Genomic DNA, 23,458 nt, shown 5'->3' on the forward strand with positions numbered 1-23,458 from the left:
GATTGGGTAACACATATTATGAGGCAACGACGCCATTTCAAAAAACCTTCGGTAACAATATTTATGAGCCAATGCGCTTCCCGCCTGCTTGCGACAAAGGGCTTGCGCCCGAGCGCGCTGATCGGTATATTGCCCCCGCCTTTTCGGACCACCCCACCACGAGGAGCGTATGAGCGTATGATCGAACGAGCCGTTTGACCGGATGCCGCAGCCTTCTCCCACCCAAACTTCACCGAAGGCCGGCGCAACCAAACTGAGAGAGGGAGGTGTCGCATGCCGAATGCGAAATGCAAGCCCGTAATCCTGGCTTCACGATTCCCACCGCAGTCTTCATCCATCATTTTGGCGACCATAACTTAAACCACATTCCTGCCCGGAGGCCTGTTCTGCACCGTTGCAGTCTGTTGCCGGCAGCGGTGCCAACCGCCGCACGCCGTGCACCGCGCGCCAACTCGATCCCCGGCGGCAAGCCCCTGCAGAACAGCAAAGGATAATCCGGCCGGGCACGGTCAGCATGGTGATGCTTCAGATTTCCATCTCAACGAAGGAGACAATCATGGCTGAAGTCAAATCCACGGGTGGTGCAGCCCCCACCTACAAACCCTATGTTCCGCCGGAATCCTCCATGTCGGAATTCACCATGCGCGCCCTGCTCATCGGCCTGGTGATGTCGGTGGTGCTGGGCGCGGCGAATGCCTACCTGGGCTTGAAGGCCGGCATGACCATCGCCGCAACCTATCCGGCGGCGGTGATCGGCATGGCGCTGCTGCGCATCGTGAAAGGCTCGATTCTGGAGGAAAATTTTGCGCGTACCGTCGGTTCCATCGGTGAGTCGGTGGCGGCCGGCGCGATTTTCACGATCCCGGCTTTCTACATCGCCCGCATTTGGTATCCGCATTTTGCCACCACCGGGCACTATCTGGAATCCACCGCCATCATGGCCGCCGGCGGTGTGTTGGGCATCATGTTCGTGGCCTTGCTGCGCCGCGTGATGGTCGAAGACAAAGAACTCCCGTTTCCGGAATCCGTGGCGGCCTCCGAGATTCACAAAGCCGGGCGCAGCTCCGGCACCGGCGCGAAATTCCTGTTTGGCGCGATGGGCGCGGGTGCGTTGATTCAGGCGCTGGGCCAGTTCAAATTTTTCGCCACCACTTGGGAAAAGTTGGTGACGTTTTCCAAAACCAGCATTGGTCTGCAACGCAGCGGCGAAGTTACCGCGCAGGGCGGCATGCTGCTCAGCTCGCCCGGTATCAGCCCGGCTTACATCGGCGTGGGCTACATCATCGGGCCCAAGCTGGCTTCGTTGAACTTCAGCGGCGGTTTGCTGGCCTGGGGTTTGTTCGTGCCGATTCTCATGTATTTCATCGGGCCGACTTTGATCGCGGCGGGCGCCACGCCCGATGAAGGCACGTGGACGGCGATGGCCGGCAACATTTGGCGCCTGATTGTGCGGCCGATTGCCATCGGCGGCATGTTGGTGAGCGCGGGCTACACGCTGTTCCGCATGCGCAAGAGCCTGGCCACCGGCCTGGCACGCTCGATCAGCGACGTGAAAAAAGCGGCGGCCGGCGGCCACGTGACGGTGCGCACCGAGCAGGATTTGAAATTCAACTGGATCATGATCGGTATTCTGGCTGCCGGCGTGGCGACGTTTTTCATCTACAACTATTTTGCCAAAGATGTGACGGCAGCGCTGGTGGCGACGCTGGTCATGGTGATTGCCGGCTTCTTCTTCGCCGCGGTGTCCGGCTATCTGGTCGGCATCATCGGCTCGAGCAACAATCCCATCAGCGGCCTCACGCTTTCCACTTTGCTGGTGGCAGCTTTGTTGATGGTGGTGTTGGGCATGAAGGGCACCGAAGGCGTGGCCGCGGTTTTGGGCGTGGCCGCAGTGGTGTGCGTGGCTGCCGCGGTGGCCGGTGAAATGCTGCAGGATCTCAAGGTCGGTCACATTCTGGGCGGCACGCCCTGGAAGATGCAGGTCGGCGATCTCTTCGGCATTGCGCTCGCCGCCGCCGTGATGTTTCTGCCGCTCGTCATTCTGCACGAGGGCGACATCAAGGCCGGGCAGATGGCCAGCCCGCCATATGAGGGTGGCTTCGGCAGCCCGAAGCTCTCCGCGCCGCAGGCCAGCTTGATGGCGCTGCTGTCGCAAGGCATCGTCGGCGGCACCATGCCGTGGCCGCTGATTATCGTGGGCATGTTCATGGGCTTCGGCTTCATTCTCATGCAGGTGAGAAGCCCGATGCTGGTGAGCGTCGGCATGTATCTGCCCCTGGAAACGACCTTTGCCATTTTTGTCGGCGGCTTGATCAAGGGCCTGGTGGAAAGAGTGAATGCCAAGCGGCAGTTCAATGACGCGCAAAAAGCGCGCGTGGAAAACACCGGCGTGCTGCTCGCGTCCGGCTTGATCGCCGGCGAGGCGCTTATCGGCCTGCTGTTTGCCGGCCTCGCGTTCGCGGAGGTTCAGCTTTTTGCCATTTTCGAGAAGCCGTCGTTCCTCATCAGTCTGGTGGTGCTCGCGATCATCGGCTGGATTTTGGTGCAGATTCCGGTGAAGAATGCCGGCCGGCCGGATGAACCCGCGCCGCCGAGCGCCGTGTTTTAGTGTAATGGTTGTGGTGAATCATTCGCAGTCCCTGCCCCTGGTGCGCGGCCGTCGCAGCAACGGCACTCGCAATTGCAGCAGCGCCCGGCCAGGGGCATGACCGCGAAATTGACATGACACTGTTAACCTGACATTGTCACCCCCCAAGAATTGCCGCTGCGCCGCGGAGTTCGCAATCGCGATTGCCTGAATTCTCTGCGAACTCTGCGTCACCGCGGTTCAAATGTTTGCTTTGTGGTTCAGAATCGTTCAGAATTCTATTCTGATATTGAACGCCCCACGGCATACCAAACCCGCCCGCCATCGGATTTTTCCCGCCATTCTTGGGACTTGACTTTCGCAAAAGCCTTTCGTATTGTTGCGCCCGGTTGAACGAACCATGAATCTTGTCATGTCAAAAAAATCCGGTAAAAAGATGGGACGCAGCATGTTGCTGGCTTTGATCAGCCTCAACATGATTGTCGCGCTGCCGCCGGCAGGCGCGGCGTTCATCTTTTCCCGTGAACACCAGGGCGAAGCCGCGGCCGGCCGGGTGATGCAGGCCTGGACCGACGGCGAAGTGCTGGCCGGCTGCCACTTCCTCATCCCCAAAGCCGGCCAGGATGAGATTGCGGTCAGCCTCAAACGCAGCCTCGAACCGACGCCCCTGGTCAAATGTCGCATCTTGCTGGCAGTGGACTCCCCGCAAATCTCCAGCGGCGACGATTATTTTCAAGCCAACGATCTGCAATTCAATATTCCCCGCCTCGTTTTTCGGCAGCCGGTGAGCGAGCATTCCTCCGAAGGCTGAAAGCTTGCCCAACTCTTTCTCCAATTTTCATCACTCCCATCATTGATTCGGCGCCCGCCGTGCGCAACCGCAATGGTTTCGTCGCGGCATTCGGCGCCTGTTCACGCACGAACGGAATCGCAGGGTGGCAGGGAGGCTTGCGTTTATCACGATATGCCTGCAGCCAGGAGTATGCGATGTCCAGTTTCAAAGAGGACCAGGAGAACTTCACCGTCAGACGGTCCGCGCTGGAGCAAAATACCGCGCGCGACCTGCAAAGCCTCGCCCAACTGATTTCCGCGGAGCAACGCCGGCATTTGCTGCGCAAGCTCTTCGCCGGGGATGCCCAGCGGTTTGATTTGCTGTGCGCACAACTCGAGACCGCGCCCGCCTGGAATCTGGCGCGCCGCCTCTTGCACCAGCATTTCAAGGTGCATGGCATCAATCCCTATCAGGAGGAAGCGCGGCGATTCTCCAGCTTGGTTTACAAGCGCTATTTTCCACAGGATGCCTACGTTTAGGCTCCGGCGCAACTCAACCGAAAACACTGCAATTGAGGATAGCATCATGCCACTCAATCAGATCTTTTTGATCATCATCGGCGGCGGCATGGTCGTCGGCATGCTGTACCTGTTCGTCCGCGTGCTGTTACGGCCCACGTCCAACCATACCGCAACCGAAGCCCATTCGGGCAGCAGCACCAAAACCGGCGTTGCCGGCAAAGCCAAAGCCTGATTGCCACCGAAAGTCCCGGCGCCGGCAGTGCGGCGCCGGGCCTTTCGAAATTTGGCTTGCGCGAGTTGAAATTTATGCTAGGTTAGGGCGGAGCTTGATTCACAGGTTGATGACGGCAACCGGATTGTAACGATGAAAAAAAATCAACAAGGATTTGCATGTCACCGAGCAACGCCTTACTACAACCGCATGAAATCAGACTCCCTTCTGTTTCACGCCCTCCCCGCCTCGCATTTCACCTCTCGAGAAATTTTACCCTGATCATCGCTCTCGCGCTAACCCTGTTCCTGCCCGCAGTTCCCGCAGGGGCGTTGCCGGTGCACGGCGAATTGCGCGCCCTCCACGCGGACGCGGCCGGCCTTCCCGCCGGGCAGGCTGAATCTGCCGCGCAGCAGGAGGCCCCCGCCGCCGGGCACCAGAGCCTGGGCGAGCAATTGCCGTTATGGAGCGGCTTCCCCTTCGTCGGCATTCTGCTCTCTATTGCGCTCTTCCCCTTGCTGGCGCCACAATTCTGGCATCATCATTTCGGCAAAATCACGGCGGCCTGGGCACTGCTGTTCGCCCTGCCCTTCGTGCTGCAATTTGGCGGTGTGGCACTGCATGAAATCCTGCACATCTACCTGAAGGATTACCTGCCCTTCATTATCCTGCTTTGGGCACTTTACACCATCTCGGGCGGCATTTTGGTAGAGGGCGCGCCCGCCGGCCGGCCGGCCACCAACACGGTGATGCTGGCCATCGGTACTTTGATCGCCTCCTGGGTCGGCACCACCGGCGCCTCGATGCTGTTGATCCGCCCGATGCTGCGCATGAACCAGGAGCGCAAACACAAGGTGCACGTGGTCATCTTCTTCATCTTTCTGGTGAGCAATTTGGGCGGCTCGCTGACGCCGCTGGGCGATCCGCCGCTCTTCCTCGGTTTTTTGCACGGCGTGCCGTTCTTTTGGACCATGAAGCTGATTCCGGAAATGTTGACGGTGTCCCTGCTCGTGCTCGGGTTGTTCTATCTCATGGACACCATGCTGGCGCGGCGCGAGGGGCTCGCGGCCGGCACCCACAAATCCCGCGGCATCCGGCTGCGCGGCCTGCAGAATTTGATTTTTCTAGCGGGCGTGGTTGCGGGTGTGCTGTTCAGCGGTTTGGTGAAAGTGGGATCTTTCAACGTGCTCGGCATCGAGCTGGCCACGCAAGATGTCGTGCGCGACCTGTTTTTGATTCTCATGGGGCTGCTCAGCCTGCGGCTGACCGCACCCGAGGTGCGCCAGGGCAACGGCTTCACCTGGTTTCCCATTCAAGAAGTGGCCATTCTGTTCGCCGGCATCTTCATGACCATCATCCCCATGCTGGCGATGCTGCGCGCCGGCACGCAGGGCGCGATGGCGTTCATCATCGGCGCGGTGCATGAACCCTGGCAGTACTTTTGGGCGACCGGCGGCTTGTCGAGCTTTTTGGACAATGCCCCGACCTATCTCACTTTTCTGAGCACGGCGCTCGGCCAGTTCTACCCCGGCCAGGTGGAGCTGGAGGCGTTGCATCACCTCATCGCCGACCACGAAATCTACTTGAAGGCAGTCTCCTGTGGGGCGGTGTTCATGGGCGCCAACACCTACATCGGCAACGCCCCCAACTTCATGGTGAAATCGATTGCGGAAGAAAGCAAGATTCCCATGCCCAGCTTTTTCGGCTACATGCTCTATTCGCTGGCGATTTTGATTCCCTGTTTTGTTCTGATAACACTCATTTTCTTCAAATAGTGGTCCAAGGTTCCGTCGCAATCTGTGGCGCAGGCAAACAGCGCCACAGGCGTGCAATGGTGCAGCGAAGGGCAAGACCCCGACAATCGGCCGGACAAAACAGCGGATCACTAACGTCGTGGCAATGGAAGGGAGGAAAGGGATGGCGCGGCACACCAAAATCTTCATCGGGCTGGTTGCCGGCGCGGTCGCCGGCGTGCTCTGTAACAAATTCCTGCAGGACACGGCGCTGGTCGCATTCGTGCAGAAATACCTGAGCGACCCGCTCGGCCGGATCTTTCTCAACCTGCTGATCATGGTGGTGATTCCGCTGGTGTTCTCCAGCCTGGCGCTGGGCGTGGCGCAATTCGGCGATCTCAAACAGCTCGGCCGCGTCGGCCTGCGCACGATCGGCTATTTTCTGCTGGTCACCGCCATCGCCGTGACCATCGGCCTGGTGCTGGTCAACACCATTCGCCCCGGTGACTATCTGCCCGCCGCGACCAAAGAGAAGCTGATGGCGCAGTACAGCAAGGAAGCCACCGAGAAGATGGGGGCCGCCGAGCAGGCGAGCACCGAATTCGGCATTCAAACCCTGGTCAACATCGTACCGCGCAATCCCATTGCCGCGGTGGCGCGGCCCAATCCCGACATGCTGGCGTTGATCTTCGTGGCCTTGCTGGCGGGCGTGGGCCTCACCCTGATTGCCCAGGACAAGGCGCAGCCCGTCGTCCGTTTGCTGGAGGGCGTGTACGAGATTTCCGTCAAGATCATCAACCTCGCCATGAAGCTGGCGCCCTATGGCGTGGCGGCGCTGATTTTCAGCGTCACGTCGCGCTTTGGCTTCGATCTCATCGTCGCGCTCGGCATGTACGTGCTCACGGTTTTGCTCGGCCTGGCGCTGCATCAATTCGGCGCATTTTCGGTGCTGGTGCGGTTGTTTGCGCGCTATCACCCGCTGAAGTTCTTCAAAAAGGTGGAAACGGTGATGCTCACCGCGTTTTCCACCAGCTCGAGCAATGCCACCCTGCCCACGACACTGATGGTCTCGCAGGAGAATCTCGGCATTCCGCCCAAAATCTGCGGCTTCGTCATTCCGCTGGGCGCGACCATGAACATGAACGGCACGGCCCTGTTTGAAGGCGTGACCGTGCTGTTTCTCGCGCAGGTCTTCGGCGTGCATCTCGATCTCTCCATGCAGTTGATCGTGGTGATCATGAGCGTGTTGACGGCGGTGGGCGCGGCGGGCGTGCCCTCCGGCTCGATTCCGTTGCTCATTCTGGTGCTGCAGATGGTGCACGTGCCGCCGGAAGGCATTGCCATCATTCTCGGCGTCGACCGGATTCTCGACATGTGCCGCACGGTGTTGAACGTCACCGGCGACATCACCTGCGCGGCCTACGTCGCGCGCAGCGAAGGCGTGGTGTTGAAGGAGTAGCACGCTGTGCCTGGCAGGCATGTGCGCCGCGGAGAGGTGCAGAGCGCAGCGTCTGTGTGGTTCTGACCATGACTTTGATGCGGCGCGGTGAACCAAACGACTGGCCAGTTGCCCGCATGTGTAGAATTGGCCTCGCGCTATGTCATGCAGACGGATCTCGTGAAATATTTGCACTGCGCCCAAGTCTTGACTGAGTTCTTGCGCGATGACATTGCAACTGGTTTTGCCCGTAATGGTTTTGGCTAAACTCTTTCCCCGTGCCGTCCGAGGGCTTCAGTTTTCACTGATTTGAAAACTGGTGTAGACACTTGGCATGAAAAGACCATTGAACAATCTCCAACGCGGCTTGCTCGCCGGCGGCCTCATTTTCAATCTGTTGATGACGTGCCCACCGCTGGGCATGGCGGCCGTGCTTTGCTCCGGCCCGGAGGAAAGCGTTGACCTGCCCTCCTGCCCGCTCCTCACCAGAATCAGCGATGCCGAGATTGCCGCCGGTGTTCCGAGCTTCATGCCCAAGTCCTCGCAGGAGACCGAGTTTCTCCTGCTGAAACGGCTGCGGGCGAGCGCCGTGGCGCTCAGCAGCAGGATAGTTTTGTGGCACGAATCCCGGCTGATCGCCGAAGTTAACGAGTATCCGCTCGCCAACGATCTTCATTTCAACCAACCGCGCGTTTCTTTTCGCCAGCCTTCCAGCGAGCATTCTCCCGCAGGCTGACCTTTTCCCTTCCTGCCGGCGCGTGCTGCCGTGGAATTGCCGGCACGCGCCCAATTCTCCACAATAATCACAGCCAATTTCGAAAGTGGCGCCCTCCGTGGAAAACCGGCGGTTTTCCACGGGCAAAGTCGCAGCGGTGCCGCCTTCACCCGACAAGCATACGGTCGCTTCACCTCGCCTCGGTTGCAGGCGGGCCGCGCCGGCGCTCGGTTAACGCATGATCATTCGAACCGCCTGCGGTCCAACAAAATGAATTGCTGAAAGGGAGTGCTTGTGGAACTCGGTCTCACCCTCGGGTGCAGCGTCTTTGCGCTGCTGTTTGCCGGATATCTGGCAAAATGGGTATTGCGGAATGACGAGGGCACGCCGGCGATGCGCGAAATTGCCGACGCCATCCGCGAAGGCGCCGAGGCATTTCTCGCGCGCCAATACAAGACTATCGCGCTGCTCACGGTGCCGGTGGCGGCGGTGCTTTATGTGCTTTACGCTTTCGTGCGGCCCGGCACGGCGCATGACCCGGTGCCGGAAGTCCTGCTGGCGGCTTATGTCGCCGGTTCGTTCGTTTTGGGCGCGATTTGCTCGGGTATTGCCGGCTACATGGGAATGTTTGTCTCGATCCGCGCCAACATTCGCACGGCCTCGGCCGCGCGCACGAGCTTGAATCGCGGCTTGCGCATTGCGTTGCGCGGCGGCGCGGTTTCCGGTTTGTTTGTGGTGGCGATGAGCTTGCTCGGGGTCGGTGGCTTGTTTGCAATTCTCAAAGCGCTCGGCACGAAGCCGGAGCACATTCCGTTCTTGATTGTCGGCTATGGCTTCGGGGCGAGTTTCGTGGCGCTGTTCGCGCAGCTCGGCGGCGGCATCTACACCAAAGCCGCGGATGTCGGCGCCGATCTCGTCGGCAAAGTCGAAGCCGGCATTCCGGAAGATGATCCGCGCAATCCCGCGGTGATTGCGGATCTCGTGGGCGACAATGTCGGAGACTGCGCCGGCCGTGGCGCGGATTTGTTCGAATCCACCGCGGCCGAAAACATCGGTGCCATGATTTTGGGCGCCACCCTGGCGCTGTCGGCGCAACAAAGCGGCGCGGTTTTCTCCGCCGGCGTCGTGGGCGTGATGCTCTTCCCGCTGGTGGCGCGTGCTTTCGGTTTAATCGCTTCGATCATCGGCATCATGGTGGTGCACACCAAAGAAGACGGCGACCCGATGCACGCGCTCAATCGCGGCTACTATCTCACCACCGTGCTGGCCGCGCTGGGGTTTGGCGCGGGCTGCTACTGGCTGTTGGATTCGCCGCAAGCGCCGCAGGCCTGGTGGCATTTCTGGCTGTGCGGCTTGATTGGCCTGGCCACCGCGATGGCGTTCGTCTACCTCACACAATACTACACCGAGTACAAGTATCGTCCGGTGAGGGAAATCGCCCGCGCCTCGCTCACCGGGCCGGCGACCAACATCATCACCGGCTTGGCAGTGGCGCTCGAGTGCACCGCGCTGCCGGTGGTGGTGATTTCGGTGGCGATCATCGCCTCCTATCACCTCGGCCAAAGCAGCGGCTTGAGCCACGCCGGTTTGTTCGGCACGGCGGTGGCGACCATGGGCATGCTCGGCACCGCCGCCTACATTCTGGCGATGGACACCTTCGGCCCGATCGCAGACAATGCCGGCGGCATCATCGAAATGAGCCAACAGCCGGAAGAAGTGCGGAAGAAGACCGATCGTCTCGATGCTGTGGGCAACACCACGAAAGCGCTGACCAAGGGATATGCCATCGGCAGCGCGGCACTCGCGGCCTTTCTGCTCTTCTCCGCTTATCTTGATGAGTTGAGAAATTTCGGCAAGCCGCTGCAAGCGGTTGACATCGCCCAGCCCGAGGTGTTCATCGGCGGTTTGCTCGGCGCGACGCTGATCTTCCTCTTCGCCGCGCTCGCGATTCGGGCCGTGGGCAAGGCGGCCTATTACGTCATCAATGAAGTGCGCCGCCAGTTCAAAGAAAATCCCGGCATTCTGCAGGGCACGGTCAAGCCTTCCTATCGGCAGTGTGTGGACATTGTGACCGCCGGCGCCTTGCGGGAAATGGTGCTGCCCGGCGTGCTCACCGTGGCCACGCCCATCGCAACCGGCCTCATTTTCAAACAATTTCAACTCGGCGCCGAGGCCGTGGCCGCGCTGTTGATGGTCGGCACCATGGCCGGCATTTTGGTCGCGACCATGCTCAACAACGGCGGCGGCGCGTGGGACAACGCCAAGAAGTTCATCGAAACCGGCGAATACGGCGGCAAAGGCTCGGACCCGCACAAAGCCGCGGTGGTCGGCGATACGGTGGGCGATCCCTGCAAAGACACCGCCGGGCCGTCCTTGCACGTCGTCATCAAGCTGCTCAGCACGATCACGCTGGTGCTGGCGCCCTTGTTCATTTGACTCGCAATGCAAAGGAGGAGAGGATGGAAAGAGGAATCAGTGTACTCGGCATGTTTGCGATGATCGGCCTCGCCTATGCCTTGTCCTATGACCGCCGCCGTTTCCCCTGGCGGGTGGTGTTTTGGGGAACCGCGCTGCAGTTGCTGTTCGCGTTTTTCATACTCTGGACGAATGCCGGCAAGATCGCCTTTCAATGGACGGGAGACAAGGTCACCGCCTTTCTCGGATTTACCCGCTACGGCACCGAGTTTCTCTTCGGCAACCTGGTCAAGCCGGAATATCAAAACACCTTCGGCATGCAGTTCGCCTTTGCGGTGCTGCCCACCATCGTCTTTTTCTCGGCGGTGATGTCGATCCTCTATCATCTCGGCCTCATGCAGAAGATCGTCGCGGGCATCGCCGTGGTGATGGCGAAGACCATGGGCACGAGCGGTGCGGAATCGCTGTCATGCGCCGCCAACATCTTCGTCGGCCAAACCGAAGCGCCGTTGTTGATCCGGCCGTTTGTGGCGCAGGCGACCAACTCCGAATTGATGGCGGTCATGTGCGGCGGTTTCGCCACCATTGCCGGCGGTGTGATGGCCGGCTACATCCTGATGGGCATTCCTGCGGCGCATATTCTCGCGGCGAGCGTCATGTCCGCCCCGGCGGCGCTGGTGATGGCCAAGATTATTCTGCCGGAGAGAGAGGAGCCGGTGACGCGCGGCCACGTCAAAGTGCCGCCCACCAAGGTTGCCGGTGATGTGATCGAAGCGGCAGCCATTGGCGCAGCGGACGGCATGAAGCTGGCGGTCAACGTCGGCGCGATGCTGCTGGCCTTCATCGCCCTCATCGCGGTGATCAACGCCGGCATGGGCATTATTCACAATGCGCTGGCGGGCCTGGGCTTTCCCTATTTCCCCGGCGAGCTGCGCATTCTGTTCGGCTGGATTTTCGCGCCGCTCGCCTGGCTGATGGGCGTGCCCTGGCAGGATTGCATCGAGTTCGGCAATCTGCTCGGCACCAAGATTTCAATCAATGAATTCGTCGCCTATCTGCATCTGGCGGAGCTGATCAAAACCGGCGGCATGAGCGAGCGCGCCAACCTCATCGCCACCTATGCCCTGTGCGGCTTCGCGAATTTTTCCTCGATCGCGATTCAAATCGGCGGCATTGGCGGCATGGCGCCTGAGCGCCGCGGCGACCTTGCCCGGCTCGGCTTGCGTGCCATGTTCGGCGGCGCGCTGGCAAGCTGGATGACCGCCGCGATTGCCGGCATGTTGGTTTGAATCGAAACACAACCGAGTTCTCAATCACCTTTGCGCACGTGCCGGCCGCTGCGCCGGCACGCACTCTTACCTATCTGAAAAGGAGCCTCATCCATGTCCCTGTCTGCCTGGATCACCATGCTGTCGACTTGGGGAATCATCACGGGCTACACGGTTTATTTCTTTCTCAAGGTGATGAAAGCGCCGCAAAAGATGGATCGGGACGACTAGTTTTTGTCACCGTGATTCATGAAAGGGGTCCATCGTTGTGTCATCCAGAGGGATCTTGTGAAGCAATCGTCACCGCGCCAGCGCAGCGCTGACTTTTGTCTGCAGGCAGGTGACTTGCGCGACGACCCGGCATTGCCCCGTTTTTTTGGTTTGTCAATTTCACCAAGTTGCCCGATATTCCGCCTTCCGGCGCGTCTGTGCCGGTGCTGTTTTGCTCCACAAAAATTGCAGCCGCGATTCTGCCATTGCACCAGCCGCGCTGCCGCATTCATCCGGTTCCGACGCTCGGGAGCTTTTCTGAAAGACGACTCGCAACGCTTGCCCGCGGCAACCCCCTCGCCCGCTGCCACCAACCTGGCGCGGCGCCTCGGTTTGCCCTCCGCAATTCTAATCGTGCTGGGATTGATCATCGGCTCGGGAATCTTCCTCACGCCGCAAAACATCGCGGCCGCGGTGCAAGTGCCGGGATTGATGATTGTCGTGTGGGTGGTGAGCGGGCTGCTCACGCTTGCCGGCGCGCTCACCAACGCTGAAATCGCCGCTGAGATCACCGAATCCGGCGGACAATACGTCTACTTCCGCGTGCTGTACCGCGACTGGATGGCTTTCCTCTACGGCTGGACCTCCTTCATCGTCTATCAAACCGCCTCGATTGCCGCGATCGCGGTTGCGTTCGCGCGCTATCTGGAGTACTTCGTTCCGTTGCCCCATCTCAGTCCGGCGCTGGAGGCGTGGCAATTGCCCCTGTTCAGCAACATCACGCCCCTTGCCGATTTCGGCGTCAAGGCGGCCGCCATCCTCAGCATTCTTTTGCTGACGTGGGTAAATTATCGCGGCGTGGAATTCGGTGCGGCGGTGCAGAATGTCTTCACCGCGCTGAAAGTGCTGGCGCTCGGCGGCATCGTCGTGTTTGCGTTCACCTCGGCGCAGGGCAGTGTGGCGAACTTCTTCCCGTTGTGGGGCGCGCCGCCCTCCGGAAATTGGCTCGCCGCGGTGGGCGTGGCCATGATCGCGGCGCTCTGGTGCTACGACGGCTGGAACAATCTCACCTACATTGCCGGCGAGGTGAAGGAGCCGCAGAAGAACATTCCGCGGGCGCTGGTGCTGGGCACGCTCGCAACCATCGCGCTCTACTTGCTCATCAACCTGGCCTTTCTCTACGTGATGCCGATCACCGAGATTGCCGCCTCCAAGCTGGTGGCGGCGGAAGCCATGGCAAAAGTTCTGGGCCCGTGGGGCGGCGGTTTCATCGCACTCACGGTAATGATCTCCACCTTCGGCATTGTGAACACGACCTGCCTGACCGCCTCGCGCCTCTATCAGGCCATGGCGCAAGACCGGTTGTTCTTTGCCGGCTATGCTGAAATCCATCCCGTCTATCGCACGCCGGGCAAGGCGCTGCTGGCGCAAGGCGTGTGGTCGGCGCTGTTGACGTTCACCGGCACCTACGAACAGCTTTTTCTCTACGCCATTTTTGCGGCGTGGATTTTCTACGCGCTGGGCGCGGCCGGCATCTTCGTCCTGCGGCGCAAATTTCCCAATCCGCAGCGCGCCTATGCCACGCCCGGCTATCCGCTCGTGCCGCTGCTCTTCGTGCTGGTTGCGACTTGGTTCGTGATCAATACGCTGATCGAACAAACCGCTGACTCGCTGGTGGGCCTGCTTTTAGTGCTTGCAGGTTTGCCGTTTTATTTGTATTGGAAAAGGCAATTACAATCAACCTTCCAACCTGAGCAACCGTCATGACGACTTCCTATCGCCAATCAGTGGGCTTGCGGCTCTTCATCATTGCCGGACTGAGCCTGGTGCTGTTGATTCCCGCCACGTTGATCATTCTGCTGATCAATGAACGCGAACAGCGGCGCGATCACGCCATTCTCGAAGTCAGCGAAAAGTGGGGGCAAAGCCAGGTCATCGCGGGTCCAATCCTCACCATTCCCTACCGGCGTGCCGTGAGCAGCAATGACGGCAAAACCGTGACCACCGTGATGGAGAATGCCCACTTTCTGCCGGAGCAATTGCAGGTGACCGGTGAACTGGTGCCGGAAATCCGCCACCGCGGCATCTATGACGTCGTGCTTTATCAATCCGATCTGCAGTTGACCGGCACGTTCACGGCGCCCAATTTCGGCGAGCTGAGCATTGCTCCGGAGAACATTCTCTGGCAGGAAGCGGTATTCGCACTCGGCATCAGCGACTTGAAGGGCATTCGTGAAACCATCGTGATCAAGTGGAACGAGCTTGACCACATCGCCAATCCCGGCATCGAATCAAAGGACGTCCTGTTCTCCGGCATCAGCACCAAGCTGGCGGTGCAGCCGGCGACGCCGGGCTACTCCTTTTCCGTGGGCTTGAAATTGAACGGCAGCGGTGAGCTGCAGTTTTTGCCGGTGGGCAAGGAGACCAAGGTCAACATCGCGGCGGCCTGGGGCAATCCCAGCTTCGTGGGCAGCTTTCTGCCGGTCACCCGGGAAGTCCGGCACGATCGTTTCAACGCGGCGTGGAGCGTGCTGCATCTCAACCGCAACTACCCGCAGCAGTGGCTCGGCCCGCGGCAGGAGTTGCTCGCCTCGGCCTTTGGCGTCAAACTGCTGCTGCCGATCGACGAATATCAAAAAACCACGCGCTCGGCCAAATACGCCATCATGTTCATCGCGCTGACGTTCCTGGCGTTTTTCATGATCGAGATCCTGAACAAGAAGATCCTGCATCCGATTCAATACCTGCTCGTGGGCTTTGCCCTGCTGGTGTTTTACACGTTGCTGCTGTCGATCTCGGAATACCTGCACTTCAACCAGGCCTACTTGATCGCCAGCGCCGCGGTGGTGCTGCTGATCAGCGCCTACACCCGGGGCATGCTGCAGAACAATGTGATCACGCTCATCATCGGCGGCATTCTGGTTCTGCTCTACGGCTTTTTGTTCGTGATCCTGCAACTGCAAGATTATGCCCTGTTGCTCGGCAGCATCGGCCTGTTCGTGATTCTCGCGCTGGTGATGTATTTGACGCGCAACCTCGACTGGTTCGGCGTCGGCAAGGCGGACTGAGGCGCAGCGACGCGGAGACCTTGCCGGCCTTGCAGAAACGCTTCGCATTCGAAAAGTAGCCATGCACCCACACGACTACATCCTGATTCTTGATTTCGGCTCGCAATACACCCAACTCATTGCCCGCCGCATTCGCGAGCAAAACGTCTATTCTGAAATCAAACCGTGTACGCTCACGGCGGCGGAGATCAACGCGCTGCAACCCAAGGGCATCATCCTCTCCGGCGGGCCCAATTCGGTGTATGACGCGAATGCGCCGGCGTTCGCGACCGAAGTTTTTCAGCTCGGCGTTCCGATTCTCGGGTTGTGCTACGGCCAACAATTGCTGGCGCACCATCTCGGCGGCCGCGTGCAGCCCGCGCGGCAGCGCGAATACGGTTTTGCCACGCTGCAGGCAGTGGCCGAGAACGCGCTGTTGCAGGGCGTGCCGGCCAGCAGCCAGGTGTGGATGAGCCACGGCGACAGCGTGGCGGAACTGCCACCGGATTTTGTCGCGCTCGGTCGCACCGAGAATTCCGCCTATGCCGCTTTCGGCCATCCCGCGCGCAAATGCTACGGCCTGCAATTTCATCCCGAAGTGGCGCACACCACCGCCGGCGTCCAGATGCTGCGCAATTTTGTTTTTGCCATCTGCGGCTGCACGCCGAACTGGAATCCTGAGAATTTCATCAGCGCGACGGCGGAAGCGATTCGCGACCGCGTCGGCCGGGAACAAGTCATCTGTGCGCTTTCCGGCGGCGTGGATTCCGCGGTGGCCGCGGCGCTGGTGCACCAGGCCATCGGGCCGCAGTTGCATTGTGTTTTTGTCGATCACGGCTTGTTGCGCTGGCAGGAGGCCGAGCAAGTGTCCGCGGTGTTCTCACGGCAATTCGGCCCGGCCTTTCGCAAGGTGGAGGCGGCGGAGCTCTTTCTGAGCCGGCTGCGCGGGGTGACGGATCCGGAGCAAAAACGCAAGATCATCGGCGAGCAGTTCATTCGCGTATTCGAAGCCGAAGCGCGGCAGCTCGCCGGCATTCGCTTTTTGGTGCAGGGCACGCTCTATCCCGACGTGATTGAGAGCGTGTCGCCCACCGGCGGGCCGTCGGTAACGATCAAAAGTCATCACAACGTCGGCGGTCTGCCCAAAGATTTGCAGCTCGAGCTGATCGAGCCGTTGCGCGAACTGTTCAAGGATGAAGTGCGCCGCGTCGGCGCCCGGCTCGGCCTCGATCCCGCCATTCTCAACCGCCATCCCTTCCCGGGGCCGGGCCTGGCGGTGCGCATTCTCGGAGAAGTGACGCCGGAGCGGATCGAGTTGCTGCGCCAGGCGGATCACCTCTTCATCAGCGAGCTGCAAGATCAAGGCTGGTACGATCAGGTTTGGCAGGCCTTTGCCGTGTTGCTGCCGGTGCAGTCCGTGGGCGTGATGGGCGACAACCGCACGTATGAAATGACTGCGGCGCTGCGCGCCGTCACCTCGACCGACGGCATGACGGCGGATTGGGCGCGCCTGCCGCACGACTTGCTCATGAAAGTTTCCTCCCGCATCACCAACGAAGTGCGCGGCATCAATCGCGTGGTATACGACATCAGCGCCAAACCGCCGAGCACGATCGAGTGGGAATGACGCCGGCAGACCGATCGCAACTGCCGGCCTTCCTCTTCATCAAACTTAACCTGCCTTTCATCATCCGCTAACACGCCTGCGGTATCTTCGCGCAAATCGCAACATGTCCCAGCAGGCGTTTCCTCCATGCAGACTATTGCCACGGCCCTCCTGGCAGCACTTGTCCTGAGCGGCCTGATCTATCTCATTCAAGCCTGGTGTGTTCTCTACCAGACGCGACGCAAACAGCAGCACACTGCCTCGCTGCCGCCGGTGTCGATTTTGAAGCCGCTGTGCGGCCAGGTCGATGGCCTGGCGGAGAATCTGGAGAGCTTTGCCCGGCTGCGCTATCCCGAATACGAAATCATCTTCGGGTTGAAATCGGCCGGCGATGAGGCCATTGCGGTTGCGCGTGCTTTCCAGGCGCGCCATCCCGAGTTGCCCATCAAGATCGTCATTGACGAGCGGCAATTCGGTTTCAACCCCAAGGTCAACAATCTCGTGCCGATGATGGTGCACGCCAGTTACGATCTGCTGTTGATCAGTGATGACAACGTGCGCGTGCCGCCGGACTATCTGCGCGACACGGTCGCCGAAATGACCGAAGGCACGGGGTTGGTCTACAATCTCATCTGCGGCCTGGGCGGCGAGCGGCTGGGCTCGATTCTGGAGAATCTGCATCTCAATTCGTTCATCGCGGGCAGTGTTTGCTTTCTGCACACGCTGCTGCGTCACCCGTGTGTGATCGGCAAATCGATGTTGTTGCGCCGCTCGACGCTGCAACAGACCGGCGGCTTGCAGCAGGTGCGCAACGTGCTGGCGGAAGACTACCTGCTCGGCCGTCACTATCAGAGGCAGGGCTATCGCGTGGCGCTGTGCCGCACGCCGGTATGCAACTTCAACGTCACCTGGCCGCTGCGCAGCTTTTGGCGGCGGCACGTGCGCTGGGCGAGAATGCGCTTCTGGATCGGCACCTACCGCTACGCGGCGGAATGGCTCGGGAATCCGCTGGCCATTGCCCTGGCCTGGTCGCTGGTCGAACCTGGCTGGTTCAGCGGAGGCGTCTTTGCCGGACTGGCAGCGGCCAAGTCAGTGGCGGATTGGCTGCTGGCACGCCGGCTTTCGCCGGCAGTCGACTTTCGGCATTTCCTGCTGATGCCGGTGAAAGACCTGCTGATCGCGCTCGTTTGGTTTGCGCCCTTCACCAGCCGGACGATTCGCTGGCGGGAGAAAAAGCTGGTGGTGGGATTGGGTTCGAAGTTGCGGCCTCATCGCGAAAATAGCGGCGCCGGTGTGCTTCACCATACCTCCCTTCCGGTTTTGAGTTAGTTCGTCTCTCCGTGGCCCCGGACGGCTGACCGAAACCGGATTCCCCATAAAAAAAGAACGCGCGGCCAGGAATTGGCCGCGCGTTCTCATTTTCATCTCCACCCGAAGAATCCCCGCCCCGTTCAACCGCCTTCTGCCTCAAGCATAACGAATCCATCTGATGACTTCCGGCAGCGTGGGCCGTTTGCCGTACATCAACACACCGACGCGAAAAATCTTGCCGCTCAGCCACACGCAGCCGATCAGCGTCAGCACCATCAACATGATCGACAACGCGATCTCCCACGGCGTCACGGTTTCGAGCGCGATGCGAGTCATCATGGTGATGGGGGCAAAAAAGGGGATCATCGAGAGCACTTGCGTGGCCGGCGCCGTGGGGTTGTTGATGATGTAGATGCTGGAGAGAAACGCCACCACGAACACCAGCGTGATCGGCATCGCCAGGTGCTGGGCATCCTGGTCGGAATTCACCAGCGAGCCGACGCCGGCATAGAGCGAGGCATAGAGAAAATATCCCAACACGAAGAACAAGACGAAAAAGCCGAGCACCGCAACCGGAATTTGGGTTAGCTCCATGCCCGGTCCGGCTGGGGCGCCGAACATGGCGGCGAGCGAGATGCCGTAGAGCGACACCAGGCCGGCCACCGTGGCCCAGATCAGAAATTGCAGCAGGCCCATGGCGCCGACGCCGAGCAGCTTGCCGGCCATAAGATAGAAAGGCTTCACCGAAGAAATGACCGATTCCACCACGCGCGACGTCTTTTCCTCCAGCACGCTGCGCAGGATGATGGTGCCGTAGAGAATCATCGCCATGTAAAGGAAAAAGCACAGAATCCAGGCCACCACCACCTTCATTTCACTTTCTTTCTGCTCCCGGCCTTCCTCGCTGAGCTTGAAAGCCTCCAAATCGACCGGCCGCATCAGCGTGCGGATGCGATCGCCATCCAGACCGGAGCGTGCCAGCCGCTGATCGATGACGGCCTTGGTGATGGCATCCTCGATCGCCTCATTCTTGCGGAAATCGCTGGCCGTCTGGCCGTAGATTTCGGCGTGATTGTTTGCATAGATGCCGGCCTCGAGCAAAACGTAGTAATCCAGATCACCGGCGGCGATGCGCTCCGCCAGTATTTTCTTGGTGACGTCCAGATTCGGGACCGTCTCGACTTTTTCCAGTAGAAACAGGCGCACGCCCGCGGGAGTGGTGGCGTCGAGATATTTTTCCAAACCGGCAAACAGGTCGCCGGTGCCGTCCACCACACCGACTTTCTTGATTTCCTCCGAAGTGGCCGTGGCCAGCCAGATTTGCACGCCAAAGAGGCCGATAATGAACACCGGCATGAGCACCGTGCCGATGAGGAAGCCCTTGGTCTTGACGCGCGAGAAAAACTCCCGGCGCATGACCGTGAACATTTTGGTGAGACTGCCGCCCATGCCGGAGGCGGCGATCGGGGTCGAGGTCATGAGTCTGCTCCCTTAATTCGATTTCACCACGGCCAGAAAGATCTCGTGCAGCGAGGGTTCGGTGACTTCAAAGCGCGAAATGTCGGCAGATTCGAGCGCGCGCCGCAAAAAGGCCTTGGGCGTCACCGCCGCGGCCAGCGTGACTTCGACGTACTGGCCGTAATCATTGTAGCGCTCGACCAGCGACTGATCTCGCAGGTAATCCGCCCGGCCACTGTAGGAAAGAATGATGCTCTTGGGGCCGAAGCTTTGCCGGATGTCGGCGAGGCTGCCTTCCAGCATCTTGCGGCCGCGGTTGATCAGGCAAATGGCATCGCACAGGCGCTCGGCCTCGTGCATTTGGTGGGTGGAAAAGAGAATCGAGGCGCCGCGTTTTTTCTGCTCGAGCATTACGTCCTTCACCAGTTCCACATTGAGCGGATCCAGCCCCATGAACGGCTCGTCCAGAATGATCAAATCGGGCTGATGCAGAACCGTGGTCAGAAATTGGATCTTTTGCTGGTTGCCTTTGGAGAGTTCCTCGACTTTCTTGTCGCGCACGCCCGTCATTTCGAAGCGTTCCAGCCAATACTGCATGCCCGCCTGGATTTGCCGGCGCTTCATGCCCTTCAGCTCGCCGAAAAACTCGAGCGCCTCGTGCACTTTCATTTTGCGGTACAGCCCGCGTTCCTCCGGCAGATAGCCGACGCGGTCACGCATCGTCAGGGAATTGGGCCGGCCGGCGATGTGAATGGTGCCGGCATCCGGCAGGATGATCTCCATGATCATGCGCAAGGTCGTGGTCTTGCCCGCGCCATTGGGCCCGAGGAAACCATACATCGTTCCCGGCGGCACATGGAAGCTCAACTCCTTCACGGCTTCGACTTGGTCGAAGGTCTTGGAGATGTTATCGAGACGCAGTGTGTCCATGTGAGTGCTTTCGTTGTTGAACGGATTAGTCTCCACAAAACTGACGGAGAGCTTTTACGGGAAAAACCTTCAAACGCTTGCCGCCATTGGTTGCACCTGCAAAGCAGTGAAATTCGAAACCGGCGCAAGGTAATCATTGGACAATCCAGTTGCAAATGAAGCCCTCGCGTTTTAGTTTCGGCTTCCAACAAAAAACAACCTGCTCTCCAATACAAGGGAAGACGTCAAATGATCTCTCTGTGCCAACCTGAAGCGCCGCGCCGGCCGGCGTGGGTGGAAATCGATCTGCCACAACTGCGTCGCAATCTCGCCCTCATTCGCGCCGATCTGCCGCCGGGTTTGCGCTGGTGCTCCGTCGTCAAAGATCAAGCCTATGGTCACGGCGCCGTGGAAATAGCCCGGGCAACGGTCGCGGCCGGTGCAGCGTGTCTCGCGGTGGCCACGCTCGACGAGGCGCTGGAGCTGCAGCACGCCCGCGTGCCGGCGCCGGTTCTGATCTTTGGCGAGCGGCCCGCCGCCGAGCTGGATGCTTGCGTGCGCCACGGATTTCAAATCTTTGTCAATGACGCGCAACCAGCCGCGCAGCTTGATCAACTCTGCCGAAAACACAACCGGCTCGCCGAGGTGCACGTTGAAATCGACACCGGCCTGAATCGCTACGGCGTGCGCTGGACCGAGGCGCCGCCGGTCGTCAGCGCGATCCGCCAGCATGCCAATCTGCGGCTGGCCGGATTGATGACGCACTTTGCCATGTCCGACGAGTTGGACAAGACTTTCGCGCTCGAACAGTTGCGGCGCTTTGACGAGGCGGTGCAACGAATTCGCCAGGCGGGAGTCTTATTGGGCGATTCCCAACCGGGTGGGCCGCTGCTGCATGCCTGCAACACCGGCGGTTATCTCGATCTTCCCCAGGCCCATTTTGATCTGGTGCGCATGGGGATTCTGCCGCTCGGCGTGTATCCTTCACAAGTGTGCCGGCGCGTGCCGGGTTTGGCGCCGGTGCTGTCGGTGAAGACGCGGGTGGCGGCGATCAAGACCATTGCTGCCGGTGACACGGTTGGGTACGGTATGCGCTATCGCGCGGAATCGCCGCGCACCATAGCCGTACTCCCGCTCGGTTATGGCGACGGTTTTCCGCGCGTGCGCAACCTCGGCCAGGTGTTACTGCACGGCCGCCGCGCGCCCATCATCGGCGGCAACGCGATGGATGCGATGATGATCGACATCAGCGACATTCACCAAGCGCGGCTGTGGGATGAAGTTGTCATCCTGGGCCGGCAGGGCACGGAGGAAATCTCAGTGCATGAGCTGGCGGCGTGGGGCGGAACCGTCTCGTACGATATCATGACGCGGTGGAGCGTGCGCCTGCCGCGCGTGTACCGCGAGTCGGCGGCGGCGTGAAACTGCCGCAAGGCGCCGGGCAGGTGTGCCGAGGGAGCTGCAAAGCTGGGCATCCTGCGCTTTCTCGTGCAACGCCTTCAGGAGTGGTGGAGGAAGCACCACCGACTGGCTTCGTTGGATTGCCCCTCGCTGGCCACGCAAATCAACCGTTGGCGGAAGATCGCGTTGTGCGCCTGCCGAAAAACAAAAAAGCAACGGCATGGCCGCTGCTTTTTCTTCACGCTGTGGTTGGGCGGTGAAACGGCTTACTTCACACGCTCCAGATATTTCCCCGTCCGGGTGTCGATTTTGATGCTGTCCCCCTCCTTCACGAACAGCGGCACCTGCACCTTGGCGCCGGTCTCGATCACCGCGTTCTTCATGACGCCGGTGGCGGTGTCGCCCTTCACCGCAGGCTCGGCCTCGACAATCTTGAATTCGATGAAAAACGGCAGCTCCGCGGAGATGGCCTTGCCTTCGTAGAACATGACGTGGCAAAGATTGCCCTCCTTCAGGAAGCGCTTCTGCTCACCCAACAAATTGGCCGGGATGAAGGTCTGTTCGTAGGTTTCGGCGTCCATGAAATAGAGATTGCCCTCGGACTCATACAGATACTGCATGTCCTTCTCTTCGAGCAGCACCTCTTCGATCTTGTCGGACATACGGAAGGTGTGATCGATGACCCGGCCGCTTTTGGCGTGTTTCAACTTCGTGCGCACCATCGCGCGCCAGTTGCCCGGATTGAAATGTTGAAACTCGACGATGACCCAGACATCATTGTTGTGCAGAATGGCCATGCCATTGCGAAAATCAGAAGCTGCTGCCATGAAAAAGACTCCTGTGGTTCGGTTATGGAGCAAGACGTTGTTTTCAATTTTGCAGGTGCAATGAATCCGGCGCTGCCCGCATGCTGTCGCCGGCGGCCGGCACCGGCACCGGCGTGAGCACCACCGGCGGCAGTGAATCCGCCGCTTGCATCATCTGCAGGGCTTCAGCAGTATCGCTCTCGGCCACTGCGGGAACCGCCGGTTGCTGACCGCCGCGCGGCACCAGCGTCACACCCGCCGCTGCCAGCGCCTGGGCTTGCGCCGGTGTGATCAGGCGATGCAGTTGCAGCAGCCAGAGCACGCGCTGCTGCATGCGCTGGCAGGCCTTGGGCCGGCGGTAGGGATTGAAGTATCTGGGATTCGGCAGCATGCCGGCCAGCAACGAGGCTTCCGCCCAATCGAGCGCGGCCGCCGGCTTGCCGAAATAGTAACGCGCCGCCGCTTCCGCGCCATAGATGCCGTCGCCCCATTCAATCACGTTGAGATAGAGTTCGAGAATCCGCGCTTTGGAGAGCGCCTTTTCGATCCGGCGCGTCACGATCATTTCACGCACTTTGCGCCGCAGCGTTTTTTGCCGATGCAGGAAGGCGTTGCGCGCGAGTTGCATAGTGATGGTGCTGGCGCCGCGCACGTAGCGGCCTTGCTCGAGATTCTTTTCGAACGATTCCCTCATCATCTCGAGATTGAAGCCCTGGTGCTGATAAAACTGATCGTCCTCGCTGACGATGACGGCCTGTTTTAGTTTTTGTGAAATCCGCGCCGACGGCACCCACAGGCGGATGGGCGAATGCAAACGCCGCTCCCAATCAATCTTGCCGGCACGCGCCGTGGAGTCCGGCTGATAGGCACGAATCGCTTCCTCGTCGGGCAGGCCGCCGAAAAGCCACCACCACCCGCCCGCCAGCACGAGCAGCACCGCGAGCGCCACAAAACAAAAACGCCGCTGGCGCGGGCTGAGTTTGCGCAGCGGCGAAAAGGGTGAGCCATTCCGCCCGGCAGCGGACGCGAGAACGTCGTCATTCATTGTTC

18 protein-coding genes are annotated in these 23,458 nt (G+C 60.1%); 14 read left to right on the plus strand and 4 right to left on the minus strand.

Annotated elements, in window-relative coordinates; all coding sequences use genetic code 11:
* The first annotated feature begins 556 nt into the window (after positions 1–556).
* The 13 genes from L6R21_25895 to L6R21_25955 all read left to right on the plus strand — a co-directional run bounded on the left by L6R21_25895 (position 557) and on the right by L6R21_25955 (position 17,852).
* Entirely contained in the window at positions 557–2,608 is a 2,052-nt protein-coding gene (locus L6R21_25895; protein MCK6562637.1) for an oligopeptide transporter, OPT family, read from the plus strand.
* A gap of 391 nt (positions 2,609–2,999) precedes the next feature.
* The gene (locus tag L6R21_25900) at positions 3,000–3,398 is read left to right on the plus strand and encodes a hypothetical protein (GenBank protein ID MCK6562638.1); all 399 of its coding nucleotides are present in this window, start codon (positions 3,000–3,002) and stop codon (positions 3,396–3,398) included.
* Between the two features lie 176 nt (positions 3,399–3,574).
* Positions 3,575–3,898 carry a hypothetical protein gene (locus L6R21_25905; GenBank protein MCK6562639.1) on the plus strand — a complete coding sequence of 108 codons (324 nt, stop codon included), beginning with the start codon at positions 3,575–3,577 and terminating at the stop codon, positions 3,896–3,898.
* A 46-nt stretch (positions 3,899–3,944) separates the two neighbouring features.
* On the plus strand, positions 3,945–4,112 hold the full coding sequence (locus L6R21_25910; protein ID MCK6562640.1) for a hypothetical protein: 168 nt from the start codon (positions 3,945–3,947) through the stop codon (positions 4,110–4,112).
* Between the two features lie 422 nt (positions 4,113–4,534).
* A complete protein-coding gene (locus tag L6R21_25915; protein MCK6562641.1) occupies positions 4,535–5,866 on the plus strand; it encodes a sodium:proton antiporter in 1,332 nt (443 codons plus the stop codon).
* A 142-nt stretch (positions 5,867–6,008) separates the two neighbouring features.
* The gene (locus L6R21_25920; GenBank protein ID MCK6562642.1) at positions 6,009–7,283 is read left to right on the plus strand and encodes a dicarboxylate/amino acid:cation symporter; all 1,275 of its coding nucleotides are present in this window, start codon (positions 6,009–6,011) and stop codon (positions 7,281–7,283) included.
* A gap of 313 nt (positions 7,284–7,596) precedes the next feature.
* The gene (locus L6R21_25925) at positions 7,597–7,998 is read left to right on the plus strand and encodes a hypothetical protein (GenBank protein MCK6562643.1); all 402 of its coding nucleotides are present in this window, start codon (positions 7,597–7,599) and stop codon (positions 7,996–7,998) included.
* Between the two features lie 273 nt (positions 7,999–8,271).
* Complete coding sequence (locus tag L6R21_25930; protein MCK6562644.1) at positions 8,272–10,413, plus strand: sodium-translocating pyrophosphatase; 2,142 nt, start codon at positions 8,272–8,274, stop codon at positions 10,411–10,413.
* Positions 10,414–10,436: 23 nt separating this feature from the next.
* Entirely contained in the window at positions 10,437–11,681 is a 1,245-nt protein-coding gene (locus L6R21_25935; GenBank protein MCK6562645.1) for a NupC/NupG family nucleoside CNT transporter, read from the plus strand.
* 528 nt (positions 11,682–12,209) lie between these two features.
* The gene (locus tag L6R21_25940; GenBank protein MCK6562646.1) at positions 12,210–13,637 is read left to right on the plus strand and encodes an amino acid permease; all 1,428 of its coding nucleotides are present in this window, start codon (positions 12,210–12,212) and stop codon (positions 13,635–13,637) included.
* On the plus strand, positions 13,634–14,938 hold the full coding sequence (creD, locus tag L6R21_25945; protein ID MCK6562647.1) for a cell envelope integrity protein CreD: 1,305 nt from the start codon (positions 13,634–13,636) through the stop codon (positions 14,936–14,938). Before L6R21_25940 ends, creD begins: the two co-directional genes overlap by 4 nt.
* 61 nt (positions 14,939–14,999) lie before the next feature.
* On the plus strand, positions 15,000–16,544 hold the full coding sequence (gene guaA, locus L6R21_25950) for a glutamine-hydrolyzing GMP synthase (protein MCK6562648.1): 1,545 nt from the start codon (positions 15,000–15,002) through the stop codon (positions 16,542–16,544).
* Between the two features lie 126 nt (positions 16,545–16,670).
* A complete protein-coding gene (locus L6R21_25955) occupies positions 16,671–17,852 on the plus strand; it encodes a ceramide glucosyltransferase (protein MCK6562649.1) in 1,182 nt (393 codons plus the stop codon).
* A gap of 138 nt (positions 17,853–17,990) precedes the next feature.
* Here the strand turns inward: L6R21_25955 and L6R21_25960 are convergent, their stop codons facing one another.
* Complete coding sequence (locus L6R21_25960; GenBank protein ID MCK6562650.1) at positions 17,991–19,313, minus strand: ABC transporter permease; 1,323 nt, start codon at positions 19,311–19,313, stop codon at positions 17,991–17,993.
* A gap of 12 nt (positions 19,314–19,325) precedes the next feature.
* On the minus strand, positions 19,326–20,222 hold the full coding sequence (locus L6R21_25965; GenBank protein MCK6562651.1) for an ATP-binding cassette domain-containing protein: 897 nt from the start codon (positions 20,220–20,222) through the stop codon (positions 19,326–19,328).
* A 228-nt stretch (positions 20,223–20,450) separates the two neighbouring features.
* Between L6R21_25965 and alr the strand changes: the two genes are divergently transcribed.
* Positions 20,451–21,623, plus strand: a complete 1,173-nt coding sequence (gene alr, locus L6R21_25970; protein MCK6562652.1) for an alanine racemase — start codon at positions 20,451–20,453, stop codon at positions 21,621–21,623.
* 245 nt (positions 21,624–21,868) lie between these two features.
* On the opposite strand, the gene efp is transcribed toward alr, so the two are convergent.
* Together efp and mtgA are read right to left on the minus strand one after the other, a co-directional pair.
* Positions 21,869–22,429, minus strand: coding sequence for an elongation factor P (gene efp / locus L6R21_25975; GenBank protein MCK6562653.1), 561 nt, complete (start codon positions 22,427–22,429; stop codon positions 21,869–21,871).
* Positions 22,430–22,472: 43 nt separating this feature from the next.
* The gene (gene mtgA / locus L6R21_25980; protein ID MCK6562654.1) at positions 22,473–23,453 is read right to left on the minus strand and encodes a monofunctional biosynthetic peptidoglycan transglycosylase; all 981 of its coding nucleotides are present in this window, start codon (positions 23,451–23,453) and stop codon (positions 22,473–22,475) included.
* Positions 23,454–23,458: the final 5 nt, after the last annotated feature.

The organism is bacterium (genome assembly GCA_023150945.1).
Classification (GTDB): Bacteria; Zhuqueibacterota; Zhuqueibacteria; order Zhuqueibacterales; family Zhuqueibacteraceae; genus Coneutiohabitans.

What these genes read in the sequence shown, in the direction of transcription:
- L6R21_25895 (MCK6562637.1), top strand. Translation starts at nt 557, where the DNA reads ATGGCTGAAGTCAAATCCACGGGTGGTGCAGCCCCCACCTACAAACCC.
- L6R21_25900 (MCK6562638.1), top strand. Translation starts at nt 3,000, where the DNA reads ATGTCAAAAAAATCCGGTAAAAAGATGGGACGCAGCATGTTGCTGGCT.
- L6R21_25905 (MCK6562639.1), top strand. Translation starts at nt 3,575, where the DNA reads ATGTCCAGTTTCAAAGAGGACCAGGAGAACTTCACCGTCAGACGGTCC.
- L6R21_25910 (MCK6562640.1), top strand. Translation starts at nt 3,945, where the DNA reads ATGCCACTCAATCAGATCTTTTTGATCATCATCGGCGGCGGCATGGTC.
- L6R21_25920 (MCK6562642.1), top strand. Translation starts at nt 6,009, where the DNA reads ATGGCGCGGCACACCAAAATCTTCATCGGGCTGGTTGCCGGCGCGGTC.
- L6R21_25925 (MCK6562643.1), top strand. Translation starts at nt 7,597, where the DNA reads ATGAAAAGACCATTGAACAATCTCCAACGCGGCTTGCTCGCCGGCGGC.
- L6R21_25935 (MCK6562645.1), top strand. Translation starts at nt 10,437, where the DNA reads ATGGAAAGAGGAATCAGTGTACTCGGCATGTTTGCGATGATCGGCCTC.
- creD (MCK6562647.1), top strand. Translation starts at nt 13,634, where the DNA reads ATGACGACTTCCTATCGCCAATCAGTGGGCTTGCGGCTCTTCATCATT.
- guaA (MCK6562648.1), top strand. Translation starts at nt 15,000, where the DNA reads ATGCACCCACACGACTACATCCTGATTCTTGATTTCGGCTCGCAATAC.
- L6R21_25955 (MCK6562649.1), top strand. Translation starts at nt 16,671, where the DNA reads ATGCAGACTATTGCCACGGCCCTCCTGGCAGCACTTGTCCTGAGCGGC.
- L6R21_25960 (MCK6562650.1), bottom strand. Translation starts at nt 19,313, where the DNA reads ATGACCTCGACCCCGATCGCCGCCTCCGGCATGGGCGGCAGTCTCACC.
- L6R21_25965 (MCK6562651.1), bottom strand. Translation starts at nt 20,222, where the DNA reads ATGGACACACTGCGTCTCGATAACATCTCCAAGACCTTCGACCAAGTC.
- alr (MCK6562652.1), top strand. Translation starts at nt 20,451, where the DNA reads ATGATCTCTCTGTGCCAACCTGAAGCGCCGCGCCGGCCGGCGTGGGTG.
- efp (MCK6562653.1), bottom strand. Translation starts at nt 22,429, where the DNA reads ATGGCAGCAGCTTCTGATTTTCGCAATGGCATGGCCATTCTGCACAAC.
- mtgA (MCK6562654.1), bottom strand. Translation starts at nt 23,453, where the DNA reads ATGAATGACGACGTTCTCGCGTCCGCTGCCGGGCGGAATGGCTCACCC.